General features: G+C 35.7%; 14 protein-coding genes. 9 read left to right on the top strand and 5 right to left on the bottom strand.

Annotated elements, in window-relative coordinates:
- Positions 1–786 precede the first annotated feature (786 nt).
- Together KMW28_RS01420 and KMW28_RS01415 are read left to right on the top strand one after the other, a co-directional pair.
- Positions 787–1719, top strand: coding sequence for a hypothetical protein (locus KMW28_RS01420; protein WP_066210758.1), 933 nt, complete (start codon positions 787–789; stop codon positions 1717–1719).
- 123 nt (positions 1720–1842) lie between these two features.
- A complete protein-coding gene (locus KMW28_RS01415; protein ID WP_215585779.1) occupies positions 1843–1983 on the top strand; it encodes a hypothetical protein in 141 nt (46 codons plus the stop codon).
- On the opposite strand, the gene KMW28_RS01410 is transcribed toward KMW28_RS01415, so the two are convergent.
- On the bottom strand, positions 1972–3129 hold the full coding sequence (locus tag KMW28_RS01410) for a hypothetical protein (protein WP_169664802.1): 1158 nt from the start codon (positions 3127–3129) through the stop codon (positions 1972–1974). The genes KMW28_RS01415 and KMW28_RS01410 overlap by 12 nt on opposite strands.
- A 318-nt stretch (positions 3130–3447) precedes the next feature.
- Positions 3448–4206: a hypothetical protein gene (locus KMW28_RS01405; RefSeq protein WP_066210760.1), complete on the bottom strand. Its 759-nt coding sequence runs from the start codon at positions 4204–4206 to the stop codon at positions 3448–3450.
- Positions 4207–4508: 302 nt separating this feature from the next.
- Here KMW28_RS01405 and fusA (KMW28_RS01400) point away from each other — a divergent pair, with 302 nt between their 5' ends.
- From fusA (KMW28_RS01400) to rpsJ, 5 genes are all read left to right on the top strand, one after another.
- Positions 4509–6647: an elongation factor G gene (gene fusA, locus KMW28_RS01400; protein WP_169664803.1), complete on the top strand. Its 2139-nt coding sequence runs from the start codon at positions 4509–4511 to the stop codon at positions 6645–6647.
- 638 nt (positions 6648–7285) lie between these two features.
- Positions 7286–7660, top strand: a complete 375-nt coding sequence (rpsL, locus tag KMW28_RS01395; protein ID WP_044202330.1) for a 30S ribosomal protein S12 — start codon at positions 7286–7288, stop codon at positions 7658–7660.
- A gap of 102 nt (positions 7661–7762) precedes the next feature.
- Positions 7763–8245 (top strand): 30S ribosomal protein S7, encoded by a 483-nt coding sequence (rpsG, locus tag KMW28_RS01390; RefSeq protein WP_169664804.1) that lies wholly within the window; start codon positions 7763–7765, stop codon positions 8243–8245.
- A gap of 6 nt (positions 8246–8251) precedes the next feature.
- Entirely contained in the window at positions 8252–10390 is a 2139-nt protein-coding gene (gene fusA / locus KMW28_RS01385; RefSeq protein WP_169664805.1) for an elongation factor G, read from the top strand.
- A gap of 110 nt (positions 10391–10500) precedes the next feature.
- Positions 10501–10806 (top strand): 30S ribosomal protein S10, encoded by a 306-nt coding sequence (gene rpsJ, locus KMW28_RS01380; protein WP_044227810.1) that lies wholly within the window; start codon positions 10501–10503, stop codon positions 10804–10806.
- Between the two features lie 116 nt (positions 10807–10922).
- Here rpsJ and KMW28_RS01375 read toward each other — a convergent pair whose 3' ends face one another.
- Positions 10923–11897 carry a FecR family protein gene (locus tag KMW28_RS01375; protein WP_169664806.1) on the bottom strand — a complete coding sequence of 325 codons (975 nt, stop codon included), beginning with the start codon at positions 11895–11897 and terminating at the stop codon, positions 10923–10925.
- 291 nt (positions 11898–12188) lie between these two features.
- Between KMW28_RS01375 and KMW28_RS01370 the strand changes: the two genes are divergently transcribed.
- Together KMW28_RS01370 and KMW28_RS01365 are read left to right on the top strand one after the other, a co-directional pair.
- The gene (locus KMW28_RS01370) at positions 12189–12644 is read left to right on the top strand and encodes a hypothetical protein (RefSeq protein ID WP_169664807.1); all 456 of its coding nucleotides are present in this window, start codon (positions 12189–12191) and stop codon (positions 12642–12644) included.
- Positions 12645–12671: 27 nt separating this feature from the next.
- Complete coding sequence (locus KMW28_RS01365; protein ID WP_169664808.1) at positions 12672–14858, top strand: bifunctional alpha,alpha-trehalose-phosphate synthase (UDP-forming)/trehalose-phosphatase; 2187 nt, start codon at positions 12672–12674, stop codon at positions 14856–14858.
- A 705-nt stretch (positions 14859–15563) separates the two neighbouring features.
- On the opposite strand, the gene KMW28_RS01360 is transcribed toward KMW28_RS01365, so the two are convergent.
- Positions 15564–16598 carry a ferredoxin--NADP reductase gene (locus KMW28_RS01360; RefSeq protein WP_169664809.1) on the bottom strand — a complete coding sequence of 345 codons (1035 nt, stop codon included), beginning with the start codon at positions 16596–16598 and terminating at the stop codon, positions 15564–15566.
- An 18-nt stretch (positions 16599–16616) separates the two neighbouring features.
- Positions 16617–17444 carry a hypothetical protein gene (locus tag KMW28_RS01355; RefSeq protein ID WP_169664810.1) on the bottom strand — a complete coding sequence of 276 codons (828 nt, stop codon included), beginning with the start codon at positions 17442–17444 and terminating at the stop codon, positions 16617–16619.
- Positions 17445–17491 lie beyond the last annotated feature (47 nt).

Genomic DNA, 17491 nt, shown 5'->3' with positions numbered 1-17491 from the left:
ATGCAAGGACCTTTTTTATAAACACTTTTTTCATTCACTTTATGAAAAAACAGAACCCTTACATTTAAAAATAAAAATTTAACATTTAGAATAGACTTTTAGATAACATTATCTACTCGCTAGTCATTTCCAACTGAATATACTATTTTCGACGAATTTATATCACAATTTATATTTTAAATTATGATATTCTAATAAATACATTATCAATTTATTAGAAAATAAATATCTAATAATAAAACTTGTCATACATAATAAAAAAGGATCATTTTATCCCTTAATACTCAAAAACATTCATTAACAAAAATAATTAAGAACGTTAAAATTTTATTGCGACATTTAGATTGTTATACAAAAAAAGACCTTCGTATAACACTAAAAACTTTACTCAAAAATCCAAAAACTAATTGAAAATATAGATAACTAATCATATTCTTTACCCCAACTCGTCGTAAGCGATGAGTACCCTTCTATTCGGTGTTTCAATCACAATAAGATAATTTCTATTGGATCGTATTTGATATCCTACATTCATCGAATGTGTCTTTTGTTTTTCTTCTATCGGATAGACATCAATTATTTAATTTTAATCAGTATTACTATGTAGAAAACAATTTTCTAGCAAATTCACCTACCCGAAGACTAAAGTAACATCGTTTCTTTAGTGGTCACACGAAACCTAAACCCTTGAAATTATATTCTTTACCTTATATAGTTTCAGCTAAACAAACGATAGAAATCTTTCTATTGTATTTACTAAAACAACTTTAAATTCAATCATTAAAAATGAAAAATTTACCCTTATTTTTAGGTGCTTTATTAGCATCTTTCATGTTCTCATGTACAAATCAAGATGAACAACCTGAAGTAGGTCCTGAATTAGAAACAGTAGATCTAGCTGTTAAAGTAGGTGCACCTACACTATCTAATGCAAGAACAGCTGCTGTAGATTGGATTAACCAATCTGAAATCATGTTTACTATTGATGGTAAAACACAAGATGGAGAGCCTTGGGCATTTGTACCTCCAACAGACACAGAGGGAGGAAAACTAATAGATGTTCCTTTTGGTAACGCTAGAGAGTTTAGTGCTTCTTACAGCTATGATTGTGGTTCTGCAGATATCATGATCATGAATAGAATTAATGAACTGGACCCAAACATCACAATTTCTGAGGTGTTAAATGTTGCAAGATCTTCTCGTAACCCTATTGTGGCATATGAAGCAACACCTCAAGTAAAAGATGTGAATACAACAACAACTCTTGAAACTTTTGAAATGAATCCTCAAAACGGTAGAATGACTGTTGCTGCTATGTTTGAAGATCAAGAAATGCCTCGTTTCTATCAAGCAATTTTAAATGTTCACGCCTATGATGCAGATGGTAATGTAACTGACAAAACTGCTCCTATGTTCTTCTCTGGGTCAGCAGGTTGGATTGATGTTTCTAGCTGTGTTTTAACAACAGGTGCTAAGATCAAAATTGCTTTAACTATTAGAGAAATCGATGAAGAAGGCGAACTAGTAGAAGGTGGTGTTAATAAAAGATGGGACTTCAAAGCAGAAGATTATCCAAATCAAATGGTTACTCCTGGAAAAGCAAAAGGATTTGGTCTAATCATCGACAAATCTTTAACGCCAAGAGTAAAGACTTTTGAAGGTTTAAACTTTGCTTTCGAAGATCTTGAAGAAGTAGATGACACTATAGTAATAGAATAATGCGCCTCTTTGTATTAACTATTTTAATAACCTTATTATCAATTTCGTGTGATCGGTGCAAATCAGATGAAATAGAGGATGACTTTGAATTCAAAAAGTTAGTTGAAGAAGACTCCTCCATTCATGTCGATTGATACTGATTATTCAAGGCTGCTCACTTCGGAAGTAGCCTTGTATTTCCTTAATAAACCAAATAACAAAGGCTGCTTTCAAATGGAAGCAGCCTTTTTCTCATCATCAAAATACCATGAATTAGTAACTTAGACCATTCAATGTGAAGTTCACTTTTTCTTTATTTGAAGACCACCCAATTCTTACAATAAAGTTACAGTTTACTTTAACTCCTTCGATCCAAGTTGTAGTAATTGTTACATCTGGGTTGGCATTAGCGAATTCAGACCAAGAATTATATAACTTATCACCTACAGTATCTCTAACTGTTCCATCAGCAAATAAAGATACTGATTTTGAGGAGTAGTCATTTACATAAATAGACATATGTAATTCTTTTGAGTTCGTTTCAACATCAAAAGATGGGTTAACATCAGATAAATGAATTACCTCTTTTCTATCCATTCCAGTAGCACCAAAGAAATGTACTTGGTGTGTACCGTCTCTTCTTTCTGATGATATACCTGTCACCACACCAGTAAAATAATCAAATGATAGGTCTTCAGCTCCTAAAATATCTTCAAAAGCTACGATAGGTTTCATTGGATTTGTAATAGGATCAAATTCAATAGGATCACCATTAAAACCAGGATCAATGATAATATTTCCATCTGTAGAGAAGTTTACTGAGTAAGTATATTGAATATCAGCTACTGCATCTACAGTAATACCGGCATACCCTCTTACAGTATTAATCAATACTTTATGAGAAGTACCTCCTTGGATATAGGCATAGAAATTCGGATACATTTCGTCGCTTTCTGGTAAAAACTCGAATCCATCAATTGAAGCACCTTTCACTTCATCCTCAGCTCCATCAACAAGGATATAAGAGAATTGTGTATTTTTCATACGAACAGTAACCACCTCATCAACGTTTGCTCCTTCAGCTTTACCGTTTAAGTAATACACTTCAGAAACCAATACATCTTTGTTTTGGTGATAGAGTTCTAAAGTAAAGTCGCCAGTGACATTATGTACATTAATATCATCGTTTAGGGATACATTCTCTTTCACAATTTCTGTAACCTCATCTGTGACTTTAAGTGTGTACCCATTGTACTCCAACCCTTCTTCTGCATTTCTCATTGGTGTAATCTGCTCTTCGATTACAGGTCTAACTGTTATTACTCTTCCTTCTTTTTCCGGAGCAATAACATTCTCCTCTTGTTCACTACATGATGTAAAAATTGTAGCTACTGAAAATAACATCAAAAATGATAGTAAGATTTTTTTCATTTTCTTCGTAAATATTAAAATTAGAAACATTGTTACCTTTTAAAGCAACATAAATTGATAAGTAGACAGAACAACTAAATATTATTGATAGTCAACCAAGAATATCAAAATAAATTCTGATCACACCTACTCTAACTCAGTTAAAGGTAACATTGTTTCATTTTGAACGTTAACAAAAATCATGTAACCAATAACTGTTATGTTACCTTCATTAAAATCCGATAATATCATGATGCTAAACCGTTTGCAGAAAAAATAATGGCAATAAAAAAAGGTGATGAAAAAATCATCACCTCATATATTTTATTATTCTACTAATTAGCTCTGAGGAAAAGTATGTTTCTTTTCATATTCAGAGAAGTAGAATTTCGTATTTCTAAACAGATTGATATTTAGAGAAACATAGAAAACGTTTCCTGTAATTTGGTTATACGATAAATTCGTTCCTTTCATATTCACCTGATTTCTACCCCAAGAAGAATTAAAGTAATCATTCAGGTAATATTTAAACTTCAGGTTAGTTCCATAAGGAAACTGTACACCCAACATTAATGAATGCTGTAGATTGACACGATCAGTAAACCAAACAGAAAAACGATCGTCCTTTCTCTCAGAAACAAATGTTTTTTCTTTGTACTGAACAGGAATTTCAAACTCATACCCACCATAGAAAAATAATCCATGAAGGTTACCAACTTTAAAACCTACAGGAATACCTAAGTTATAAGTTCTAACTTTTTTTCTTACTGGTCCTTGAACAGAAGAATCTACAAATTCAGAAGGCACGTCGAAAATCATTCCGACATTTCTAATTCCAAAACCGGTATAAAGACCAAATCTTGGGCTAAAATCGAAATTTATAAGTGATTGCCAGTTAAACACAGGAGCAAAACGAAGCACACCTCCATTGATTTCCTGTCCTGCCATTTGTAGTCCAGTATTTCCTGAAAAAATTATTTCTAAACCTCCAGTCACATACACATCTGCTTTCTGAATTTTAGCTTCTTGAGCATAAGTATGTCCTCCAAATAGAAAGATAAAGGTAAGTAGAGGTAGTATTTTAGTTATTTTAATCATATCGCTAAGTGATAATTTCAATTACCACAAAAATGCAAAATTTTATTAATTATTTATCAATGAACGTCATCTAATCTTAAATACATAGAGATAACATCAAACAAGATGGGTAAATATCAAAAAGCCTGTAAATAGTACTTGATATTGAATTTAATATCAAATTGAAAACTTATTCATTGATTATAAGAATATTAAATAGTAAATTCTGAACCAATTCAACCACTTGATTTTCATTTGAAGTAAATTTTCCACTTCAGATGTTCATCTTTAATTTAATTCACCCAACTTAAAATCTAATCATCGTGGCAAAGAAAATTAGTCTTTCGCACCAAAGAAATATTGGTATCATGGCACATATTGATGCCGGAAAAACTACCACAACAGAACGTATTCTTTATTATACAGGAAAATCGCATAAAATTGGAGAGGTACACGACGGTGCCGCTACCATGGACTGGATGGAACAAGAACAAGAGCGTGGTATTACCATTACATCAGCTGCTACTACTACGACTTGGAATTACCCCACTGAACAAGGGAAACCCACTCCAGCTTCCGAAGAATATAAAGTAAATATTATCGATACTCCCGGTCACGTTGACTTTACCGTAGAAGTAGCTCGATCACTTCGTGTACTGGATGGAGCCGTTGCCTTATTTGATGCAGTATCTGGAGTTGAACCTCAATCGGAAACGGTATGGCGTCAGGCCGATGATTACAAAGTGCCAAGAATCTGTTTTATCAATAAAATGGATAGAGCGGGAGCTGACTTTTTGAAAGCCGTAAAAACAATTGAAGATAAATTAGGAGCGACTCCTGTCCCATTACAATTACCAATTGGTGCAGAAGAAAACTTTAAAGGAGTGGTTGATTTAATCACCAATGAAGCCATCGTTTGGAATGAGGCTGACCAAGGATTTACCTATGAAGTCATTGAAACTCCTGCGGACATGGTTGACGAAGTAGCTGAATGGAGAGAAAACCTAATCGAAGCTGTATCTACACACAACGAGGAATTAATGGAAAAATTCTTCGATAATCCCGATTCGATTACTCCCGATGAAGTTCGTGCCGCTGTTCGTAAAGCAGTGATGAATATGGAGTTTTCCCCTGTAATGTGTGGTTCTGCATTTAAGAATAAAGGTGTTCAAGCACTTCTTGACGCAGTTTGTTCTTACTTACCATCTCCACTTGATTTACCGGATACGATTGGTACCAACCCTGAAACCGGAGAACAAGAAACTAGAAAAGCAGATGCATCTGATAAATTCGCTGCATTGGCCTTTAAAATTGCTACCGATCCATTTGTTGGTCGACTATGTTTCTTACGTGCCTATTCTGGTACTCTTGAAGCGGGCTCATATGTATTGAATATGCGTACTGGTAAGAAAGAACGTATTTCCCGTTTGATGCAAATGCACTCCAACAAACAAAACCCAATCCCTCAAGTGGAAGCCGGCGATATTTGTGCAGGCGTAGGTTTTAAAGATATCAAGACGGGTGATACTTTAGTTGAGCTAGGAGCCCCAATTGTATTGGAAGAAATGGTTTTCCCAGAACCTGTAATTGGTATCGCCATCGAGCCTAAAACAAAAGGTGACGTCGATAAATTAGGGGTAGCCATTGCGAAATTAGTAGAAGAAGATCCTACCTTAACAGTAGAAACCAACCACGAAACGGGTCAGACGATCTTGAAAGGTATGGGAGAGCTTCACTTAGAAATTATCGTAGACCGTTTAAAACGTGAATTTAATGTCGAAATCAACGAAGGTGCTCCTCAAGTTGCTTACCGTGAAGCCATTAAATCGTCTACAGAACATAGAGAAACTTATAAAAAACAAACCGGTGGTAAAGGTAAATTTGCCGATATCCAATTCGAATTAGGTCCAGCTGAACCCGATGAAAATGGCGTTGTACAACCTGGTTTACAGTTTGTGGATGAAATTAAAGGTGGTGTCATTCCAAAAGAATTCATTCCAGCTGTTCAGAAAGGTTTCCAAGCAGCCATGGGAAATGGTACATTAGCCGGATATCCAATCGATGCAATACGTGTTCGTTTATTCTATGGATCTTATCATGATGTCGATTCGGATGCTTTATCTTTCGAATTAGCGGCAAAACTAGGTTTCAAGGAAGCAGCTAAATCTTGTACACCAATCATCTTAGAACCAATCATGGATGTATCTGTCATCACTCCAGATGAATACACAGGTTCCGTCATTGGTGATATCAACAAAAGAAGAGGACTACCAAAAGGACAAGAAATGTCCAACGGAGCAGTAGTGATCAAAGCCGACGTTCCATTATCAGAATTATTCGGTTATGTTACTGATCTTCGTACAATTACTTCAGGTAGAGCGTCAGCTACTCTTACTTTCTCAGAATATAAAGAAGTACCTAATAATATCGCTCAGGAAGTGATTGCAGATGCGAAAAAGTAATCACGTGTTATTAATTTAATATATCATAGGCCAATGGGAGATTCTCATAGGCCTTTTGTTTATGTATGTAGATGGTCTCTCAACATCAGTGACTGTGCTCGAGGGGCTAAAGCCGCCTCGTTGAAGACGGAGATGTAAATAATCTGCCATAAACACATAAATCAAAGTCATGGATGCTATTGTTATTTCTACATTGCAATTCCTAACTCCTCATTCCTAACTCCTAACTTCAACAAAACCCGATAGTATTCGAGGGGCTGAAGCCGCCTCGTTGAAGACGGGGATGTAAATAACCTGCCATAAACACATAAATCATAATCATGGATACTATTGTTACTTCTACATTGTAATTCCTAACTCCTCATTCCTAACTCCTAACTTCAACAAAGTCCAATAGGCCTTTCCCTCTTACTTTTTTACTTCTTACCTTATTTCTCTTCATAAATCTCTCTTAAAACCAGTGAATTACATTTTATTAACAATCAAATTAATAGATGATAACAAACTCATAACAAATAGTTTATATAAAAGAATGGAAAAAACAGAATAAATTAATACCTTTGCCCACTGTAAAATTTTTGCATTCGAGAATTAATAGTATCGAACGTTAGACGCATTTAAATTAAAAAGTTAAGTAAATGCCTACTATTCAACAACTTGTTAGAAAAGGAAGAAAGAAGATTGTTTTAAAATCTAAATCTCCTGCATTAGATTCATGCCCTCAACGTAGAGGAGTATGTACAAGAGTTTACACTACTACGCCTAAGAAGCCTAACTCGGCGATGCGTAAAGTAGCAAGGGTTCGTTTGACTAACGGTAAGGAAGTCAATGCTTATATCCCAGGTGAAGGACACAACTTGCAAGAGCACTCAATCGTTTTGATTCGTGGTGGTCGTATTAAAGATCTTCCTGGTGTGAGATATCACATCGTTCGTGGAGCTCTTGATACAGCTGGTGTTGAAGGACGTGGTCAACGTCGTTCTAAGTACGGTACTAAAAAACCTAAGAAGTAATAGGTACCTACTTACTTAAAAAAAATTATTAAAGTCCAAGTCCTGAAGTAAAGACATCTTTGTCAGTAAGGACATCTCTTAAATTATTTATTCTTTAGAGAAATGAGAAAGGCGAAACCTAAAAAGCGCTACGTATTACCAGATCCAAAATTCGGTGATACTATGGTAACAAAGTTCGTTAACAACTTAATGGTTGACGGCAAAAAAAGTATTGCATACAGCATTTTCTACGATGCGTTAGAACTTGTTGGTAAAAAGCTTTCAAAAGAAGGCGAAACTGTTGATGCATTGGAAGTATTCAAAAAAGGACTTGCCAACGTAATGCCAACAGTAGAAGTTAAAGCACGCCGTGTTGGTGGTGCAACTTTCCAAGTGCCAGTTGAAGTACGTCCAGATCGTAAGCAATCTCTAGGTATGAAGTGGATGATCACTATGTCTAGAAAGCGTAACGAGCGTACTATGATGGAGCGTCTTGCTGCTGAAATCATTGCCGCTTCTCGTGGAGAAGGTGCTGCAGTGAAGAAGAAAGACGATACTCACCGTATGGCAGAAGCAAATAAAGCATTTTCACACTTTAGATTCTAATAATCCGTGGCTAAGAAGATCCATCTTTCGCACCAAAGGAACATCGGTATCATGGCTCACATTGATGCTGGTAAAACAACGACTACAGAGCGTATCCTTTATTACACAGGTAAATCTCACAAAATTGGTGAGGTACACGACGGAGCTGCAACTATGGACTGGATGGAGCAAGAGCAAGAACGTGGTATCACTATTACGTCTGCTGCTACAACCACTACATGGAACTACCCTACTGAACAGGGTAAGGCTACTCCAGCTTCAGAAGAGTACAAAGTAAACATCATTGACACTCCTGGTCACGTTGACTTCACAGTAGAAGTAGCGCGTTCTCTTCGTGTTCTTGATGGTGCTGTAGCACTTTTCTGTGCCGTATCTGGTGTAGAACCTCAATCTGAAACTGTATGGCGTCAAGCTGATGACTACAAGGTACCTCGTATCTGTTTCATCAACAAAATGGACCGTGCTGGTGCAGACTTCTTGAAAGCAGTAAAAACAATTGAAGAGAAATTGGGTGCAACTCCAGTTCCTTTACAATTGCCAATCGGTGCTGAAGAAGGTTTCAGAGGTGTTGTTGACTTGATTACAAACGAAGCAATCGTTTGGAACGAGGCTGACCAAGGATTTACTTACGAAGTAATCGACATCCCTGCTGATATGGTAGACGAAGTTGCTGAGTGGAGAGAAAACCTTATCGAGGCGGTTTCTACTCACAATGAGGAGTTGATGGAGAAATTCTTCGAAGACCCAGATTCAATTACTGCTGAGGAAGTTCGTGCTGCAGTTCGTAAGGCTGTTATGAACATGGAATTCTCTCCAGTAATGTGTGGTTCTGCATTCAAAAATAAAGGTGTTCAAGCACTTCTTGACGCAGTTTGTTCTTACTTACCATCTCCACTTGACTTACCTGATACAAAAGGTACTAACCCTGAAACAGGTGAAGAGGAGACTCGTAAGGCAGATGCTTCAGATAAATTCTCAGCGTTAGCATTTAAGATCGCAACTGACCCATTCGTAGGTCGTCTTTGCTTCTTAAGAGCTTACTCTGGTACTCTTGAAGCTGGTTCGTATGTATTGAACATGCGTACTGGTAAAAAAGAGCGTATCTCTCGTTTGATGCAAATGCACTCGAATAAGCAAAATCCAATCCCTCAAGTTGAGGCAGGTGATATCTGTGCGGGTGTAGGTTTCAAAGACATCAAAACTGGTGATACACTTGTTGAGCTTGGTGCTCCTATCGTACTAGAAGAAATGGTATTCCCTGAGCCGGTAATCGGTATCGCTATTGAGCCTAAAACAAAAGGTGATGTAGATAAATTGGGTATGGCTATCGCTAAACTAGTAGAAGAGGATCCAACGCTTACAGTTGAAACTGACCACGAAACTGGTCAAACTATCTTGAGAGGTATGGGTGAGCTTCACTTGGAGATTATCATCGACCGTCTTAAGAGAGAATTCAACGTTGAAATCAACGAAGGTGCTCCTCAAGTTGCTTACCGTGAGGCGATCAAAGGTTCTACTGAACACAGAGAGACTTACAAGAAGCAAACAGGTGGTAAGGGTAAATTCGCCGATATCCAATTCGAACTTGGTCCAGCTGAGCCAGATGAGGATGGTGTTGTTAAGCCAGGTCTTCAGTTTGTTGACGAAATCAAAGGTGGTGTAATTCCAAAAGAATTTATTCCTGCTGTACAAAAAGGTTTCGAAGCAGCTATGGGCAGCGGTGCTTTAGCAGGTTACCCAATCGACGCAATGCGCGTTCGTTTATTCTACGGTTCTTACCATGATGTCGATTCAGATGCTTTATCATTCGAATTGGCAGCTAAATTAGGTTTCAAAGCGGCTTCAAAATCTTGTCAGCCAATCATCCTTGAGCCTATCATGGACGTATCTGTAGTTACTCCAGACGAATACACTGGTGCGGTTATCGGTGATATCAACAAACGTCGTGGTCTTCCGAAAGGACAAGAGATCTCTAACGGTGCTGTTGTAATCAAAGCTGATGTACCTTTATCAGAGTTATTCGGTTATGTAACTGACCTTCGTACAATTACTTCAGGTCGTGCGTCGGCTTCATTAACTTTCTCTGAGTACAAAGAAGTACCAAGAAACGTTGCTGAGGACGTAATCGCTGATGCTAAGAAGTAATTTTAGATAAATGTCAATAATCATGAATTTCTGAACCTACAACGGTAGGTTCAGGGTTTATGATATTATAAATTCTCGTTAGCGGACGGCTAACCTTATCAAAAAAAGATATGACACAAAAAATCAGAATCAAACTTAAGTCATACGATCACAATTTAGTAGACAAATCTGCTGCTAAGATCGTTGAAGCTGTTAAGAAAACAGACGCAGTTGTTGCAGGTCCAGTGCCATTGCCAACTAAAAAGGAAAAATTCACAGTTCTTCGTTCACCACACGTAAACAAGAAATCACGTGAGCAATTCCAACTTTGTACTTACAAGCGTTTGATCGATATCTTCTCGTCTTCTCCAAAGACAGTAGACGCATTGATGAAACTTGATTTACCATCAGGTGTTGATGTAGAGATCAAAGTCTAAGTTTGATAGTCTAAGACATATAAAAGCCTTGTGCTACTTCGGTAACACAAGGCTTTTTCTTTATCTATACTTTCGAAAAAAATAACTTCTGAAATACTTAAATAGAGATTATTAAATTATAAATCTTCTTCAACTATTTGTTTCAATATCACTTTTTCTCCCTCTAGTATAAAGTCCATATCTATACTCTCACATAAAGAAGCGACTGCTTTTGTGATATCTTCATCTTTAAAACTACCTGTATACAACATATCTTCAATCTCAGCGATTTCATGTTCGACAATCACCCCAAATTGATTCTCAAAGTCTTTGATAACCATTTTTAATGGAACTTCATTGTATACAAAATGTCCAGAAGGCCAAGAAGAATGAGAAGTACCTAAATCAAATGTATTACCAATTCTCTTTGAGGTAGATTTTAATGAATGTCCGTTCTGAACGATAGTTCTATTTCTTTCATCAAGATGATGAGGAGACGTCACATTCAAATGTTCATCACCTAAATTAGTCAAGTGATACAGGAAATTATCATCACGAATATCAAACGATGATCCTGTATTGGCAAAAATAACAGAGCGATCTGTTTTTACTTCATAAGAAACTCCTCCTTCTGCCGCAGGCTTGATATGAAATTGTGCATGACCATTCAGATAGATATTTCCATCAAACCTGTGTTTAAGGTAATCTATAGTTGATCCTTTTTTCAAGTAAGCCACTGATCCATCAGGAAAGGTATATTCAAGTGTTCCATCCGATGGAGAAATAGTTTGAATTCCGTTCATGAAAAACCATAAGGCATAAATACCTACAAAGACAGCAGCAACCGCAGCCACTTTTCTAATTTGTTGCGGATTGAAAAATACTTCTATCACACCTCTTTTTTCTTGTTGAGGTGCTTCAGTTCTAATTTTTCCTTTAATATCCTTCCAAGACTCTTTTTTTGATTTCTTAGCGTCCGGAATCTTCATATTATCTACTTCATCCATTGCTTTGTGAAGGGGTGACAATTCCTTCTCAAATTTTTTATTCTTGGGATGATTTAAATCGTGAAGTGCTTTATCTATAAAGTCTTTTTCTTCTTCTTCAGACATTTCACGTTAATTTTATGGGGTGTAATGTAATAATTAACCGTTAAAATAGATTAACATTTATTAATATTACATTTGAAAAGGGTTTTACCCTACTAAATATCAAAAAAAAAATAAGTTCTTTTAATTGATGCTTAATAAACCCTATATTTATTAGAAATAATCTCTTGAGCAAATTGTGCTAAAAATTTAGAACAATTACTCTTAACTATTTTTTGATGGTATCTGATTATTATCTCTTGAGTAATAGAAATATTAGTTAGATACTAATGTTATAAAAACAACTTCTTTTATATGAACGATGTTTGGTATCAATTCATTCAAAACCTACAGCAATATATCTGGTGGTGGATCGGTTCAATATCTATAATTCTCATATTATTATGGGTTTACATCTACTTTCCTTTTAATAGAAAAAAGAAAGTATTTAGCCATGAGCAGTTAGGTGATTTATTTCAAGAGTTGAAAGACTCTCAGGATAGTGTTAAAGATGTCTTCAACAGTTACCAAGAAATAATCGAAGACAAAAATAGGGAACTTCAGGAATATGACGAAAAAATATTGCAAAGAGAGAATAAATTACTCTTAATTTCTGACCTTCCAGATGAAGTTGAAGTTGAAATCCAGCTCAGAGATAGAAAACATAATCAGAGAATGCTTTTAATAGGAATGTTCCTTGGAGGAATTCTTGGTGCAACTCTATTATGGACATTCATTCATTGGGAACGTGTGCTTCAATATATTCTTTAGTGTTTCCTACAATTAACTAACATTACAATGTCGAAAAAAACAATCATTGTCTCTAACAGACTTCCAGTTACGGTAAGCAGAAATGCAGACAAAGGAATTACATTCAAACCAAGTTCGGGAGGGTTAGCCACAGGCTTAAGTACTACTTATAAGCAAGGTGGAAATTTATGGATCGGCTGGCCTGGCACCTCAGATCACGACCAGGCAGAAAAAGACCATATTACAAGTGAACTTAAAAAAGACAATATGGCCCCAGTCTTCCTTACTAGCGAAGACGTTAATAAATTCTATGAAGGTTACTCTAACAAGACACTTTGGCCATTATTCCATTACTTTACAGAGTATGCGACCTATGAAATGGACCTTTGGGAGTCTTATATTCATGTAAACGAATTATTTAGAGATGCTATTTTGGAAGTAGCAGAGCCAGAAGATAAAATTTGGGTACACGATTACCAACTTCTTTTATTACCGGGCATGTTAAGAGAAGCACTTCCAAATGCAACCATCGGTTTCTTCCAACATATCCCATTCCCTTCTTATGAGATCTTCCGTTTACTTCCTTGGAGACAAGAAACGTTAGAAGGTGTATTAGGCGCTGACCTTATCGGTTTCCATACTTACGACGACATGCGACACTTTTTAAGTTCTGTCAATAGAATCGTGGGTTACGATAGCTCTTTAGGTCACATTAAAGTGAAAAATAGATTGGTTTCTGTTGATGCTTTCCCTATGGGTATCGATTACGACAAATTCGAGTCAGCAGCCGATTCTGAAAAAACGAAACAAAAAGTAATAGCTTATGGCGATTTACTAAGTAAAAATAAATCGATTTTATCAATTGACCGACTGGATTACAGTAAAGGTATTAAGCATCGTTTGATCGCATTTGATAAATTTTTATCCAAATATCCGGAATACCAAGGTCAGGTTTCTTTGATTTTGCTTGTGGTTCCATCAAGAGATAAGGTGGACCAATATCAGCATCTAAAAGAAGAAATTGATACACTCGTAGGTAAAGTAAACGGTAAATACAGTCGTATGAATTGGTCTCCGATTCATTACTTCTACCGTTCATTCAGCTTCGAAGGATTATCTGCTTTATACAAAGCCTCTTCAGTAGCCTTAGTAACACCTCTAAGAGACGGCATGAACCTAGTTTGTAAGGAATTCGTGGCAAGTAAGACAGACCAACAAGGTGTGCTTATTCTAAGTGAGATGGCAGGTGCTGCAAAAGAGCTTTCAGAAGCTATCCTGATTAACCCTAATGATGAAAATCAGATTGTAGAAGCACTTTATACTTCTTTGACAATGCCTGAAGAAGAGCAAAGAAGTAGAATGAAAGAAATGCAAAAGAAAGTAAGAAGATACAATGTACATCGTTGGGTAGAAATATTTATGAATCAACTTGATAATATAATAGAAAGACAAACCGCAATGAATATGCGTTTACTATCAGAAAAGTCAAGAGCTAAAATGCTCCAAAAATATACAGATGGACAAAAGCGTATTATTTTCTTAGACTACGATGGAACACTTAAAGGATTTGCTGCAGATCCTCAATCTGTTTCTCCTGATCAAGAATTAAGAGACATCATGTTTAATCTTACTGCTGATCCTAAAAACAGAGTGGTTATAATCAGTGGTCGTGATAAAGAAACATTAGAAACTTGGTTTACCGACTTTAAGGTAGATATCATTGCAGAACACGGTATTTGGTTAAGAAGCGGTGACGAACCATTCCAAATGATCGACAACTTAAATTCTGATTGGAAAGGCAAGATCAATGGAATTCTTGATCGTTATGTAGACCGTACTCCTGGATCGTTTGTAGAAGAAAAAGCTTATTCTGTGGCTTGGCATTACCGTAAAGCAGATGCTGACTTTGGAGATTTAAGAGCGAGAGAGTTAGTAGGTAACTTAAACTACTTGATTTCGAACATGAACCTGCAAGTAATGCACGGTAATAAAGTAGTAGAGGTGAAAAACCAAGATGTTAACAAAGGAAAGGCAGCACTTAAATTCTTATCTGAAGATAAATATGACATTGTACTTGCCATAGGTGATGATGTGACTGATGAAGACACTTTCCGTGCGATGCCTAAAAAAGCATACACTATTAAAGTTGGTATGAGTGCTTCTGAGGCGAGATACAACTTGAAAACAGTTGCTGATGTTAGGGAGTTGTTGACCGAGTTTACTAAAATTAAGTAGATAGTAGCAATTGCTTCTTCAGAAGCTTATCTAAATAATATAGAAAAATGGAACGGCCAGTTATCCTTGGATAGCTGACCGTTTTTTTATTCATTCCTTTTATCAGTAGTAAATCTTAAAACCGTAGATACTGATAATTTTCGATACTTTATTTATGAATAGTTATAATCAAATTGGTTGATCTCAAATAAAAGGGCACATCCCCATAGACGCACCCTTTTGCACTTTTCCAAGATTAGAAAAGCATATTTCAGATGAATAGATCTTTATTTCCTAAAAAAAGGAAAATAAAGTTAATTAAAATTGAATTCCATAACCTTAATGGCGTACTGCCGTTAAGCTATATGAAAGCAATCTTAAAAGATTCAGATGAATAGATGAAGAGGAAAAGAGGAGTGATTGCTTGTACAGTCGTTAATTAAATGTCAGAGGAATAGACTGAAGAGACTGTTTACAAATAGATACGAAAAAAATATTTTTACTTAAAATTTCTAATAACTAGTATGTGTTAGTGAATACGTTAGTAAAAATAATAAGATATAAGTTTAGCGAAATGAACAGATTGAAGAGGAGTTGGAGTAACCCTTTGCCTAATAGGCGAAGGGTTCTTTGTTTCTTCAACCTTGATGTTTCAAAGTAACGACTAAAATTTTACTATTCCAAGAATAGATAACAAAAATTAGTAAATAAATATAAATTTAATGTTTAACTATAATCAATTTTAACATCTTTAGATACCGCATGGCTAATACATGTTAAGACATAGCCTTCATTTTTCTCTGATTGAGACAGTGCTACGGAGTCTCCCATTTCTACTTTTCCAGATACACACTTGCCTTTACATGCAGTACATACACCATTCTGACAAGAATAAGGTATATCTAGTCCTGCATCCAAACCTGCATCTAAAATGCTTACTCCTGCTTTAGCTTCGACTTGATGTTCTTCTCCATCAACAACTAACGTAATCATTTCATCACCTAGATCGACATTTACCGATTCTGCGTTGTCTACAGGAACAAAACTTTCTTTATATACTTTAGATGCTGGCACTTTAAATCTTTTCAAAGCACTTTCCACACTTGTCATCATTCCTTCAGGACCACAAAGGAAATGTTCCGAATTATCTAATGTTAAACGGTTCAATACATTTACCGCCATTACATCATCAATTCTTCCTTTAAATCCACCCCATTCAGCAGAAGGCTGACTCAATACATGAATGATCTCCAGTCGTCCCTCAAACTTTGATTTCAATTCATTCAAATGTTCATTAAAAATGATGCTGTCCTCATTTCTATTTCCATAAATAAGATACACATTAGAATTTTTCTCAAAGAATAGAATACTTTTCAACATGGAGAACAAAGGTGATATACCTGACCCTGCCGCCCAAAGAAAAATATTTCTAGTTTTGGAATTATCAGCTTCCAAAACGAACGTTCCCATTGCATCACTGATTTCCAGACTATCTCCTGCCTTTACTGTATCATTTAAATAATTGGATACTAAACCTCCTTCTACTCTTTTAATGGTGATATCCAAAGTTGCATCTAAGTGAGGTGCTGATGATACAGAGTAAGAACGTATCGTCTTCTTACTATCAATATCGTTATATACCGAAATAAACTGTCCAGCTGAAAACTGAACTTTTTTGAATAATGGTTGCTTTAATTTTATGGTAACAGCATCTGATGTCTCTTTAACAACATCTTTTACTTTAAGGGTGTACTTGTTCATTTTTACTAAATTTTCTCACTATTTAGGTTCATATAATATTGCCGACCTTTCTAGTGAATTAATGTAGGGATCCGTGGCAGAATAAATTATTCTGTACCCAAGATTTTTTCTCCCAAAAAATACTATTTTAACATCTACCAGATCATCTTCATCTATGTCGATATCTGATTTCAACTTTTTTATATTAGAGTAATTATAATCGTCAGTTAAACTTGCTTTTGCATCAAAAGTATATGCTCTACGTCCTGCAAAAACAGTGTATTTACCGTTACTCACCAATTTTGATCTTTCATAAAATCCTTGGCCAAATTCGGCAAAATCACCTGCACCACTCCATTCTATGGATTTATCCATGTCATAAACATCAAAATATGAGTAAGTTGTTTTATAACGATACAATAAACCTTTTTCAACTAACTTTTTATCAATTTCCACCTCGTTAAACGTAACATCTCTTTCCGAAGAAAACATCACACCGATGTTATCAAATGAGTAGGTTTTAAGGTTACTCACTTTTTTTTCTTCTTCGGTTAAATCAACCTCAGTAGCATCAACAGATGCTTCTTCTGCCTCAACTTCCTCTTCAGTCAAGCTTTCTTCTTCGGATAACTCTTTGTGTTCTACTTTTGTTGTTGCTTTTTGGAGAGTTGGCTCCGGACGAGCTTCTACTTTTTTGGGTAACAACTCTTCTTTTTTTACTGTTTCTTCAGTATCATCATCAAACCATCCTTCAAATCCATCGAATATAGAATCGTCTTTTTCGACTTCATTTTGGTTTTCACTTTTATTACACGATCCCAACATCAGAAATAGTGAAACAACGCAGAATAAATATTTTAATTTCATCAGATATATGAAGATTGGTGTTTGTTTGGAAAATTAAGAGTGTACTT

The sequence above is a fragment of the Flammeovirga yaeyamensis genome (assembly GCF_018736045.1).
GTDB classification, from domain to species: domain Bacteria; phylum Bacteroidota; class Bacteroidia; order Cytophagales; family Flammeovirgaceae; genus Flammeovirga; species Flammeovirga yaeyamensis.
Note: the sequence above shows the minus strand (reverse complement) of the source record. Positions and strands in the feature narration are given on the sequence as shown.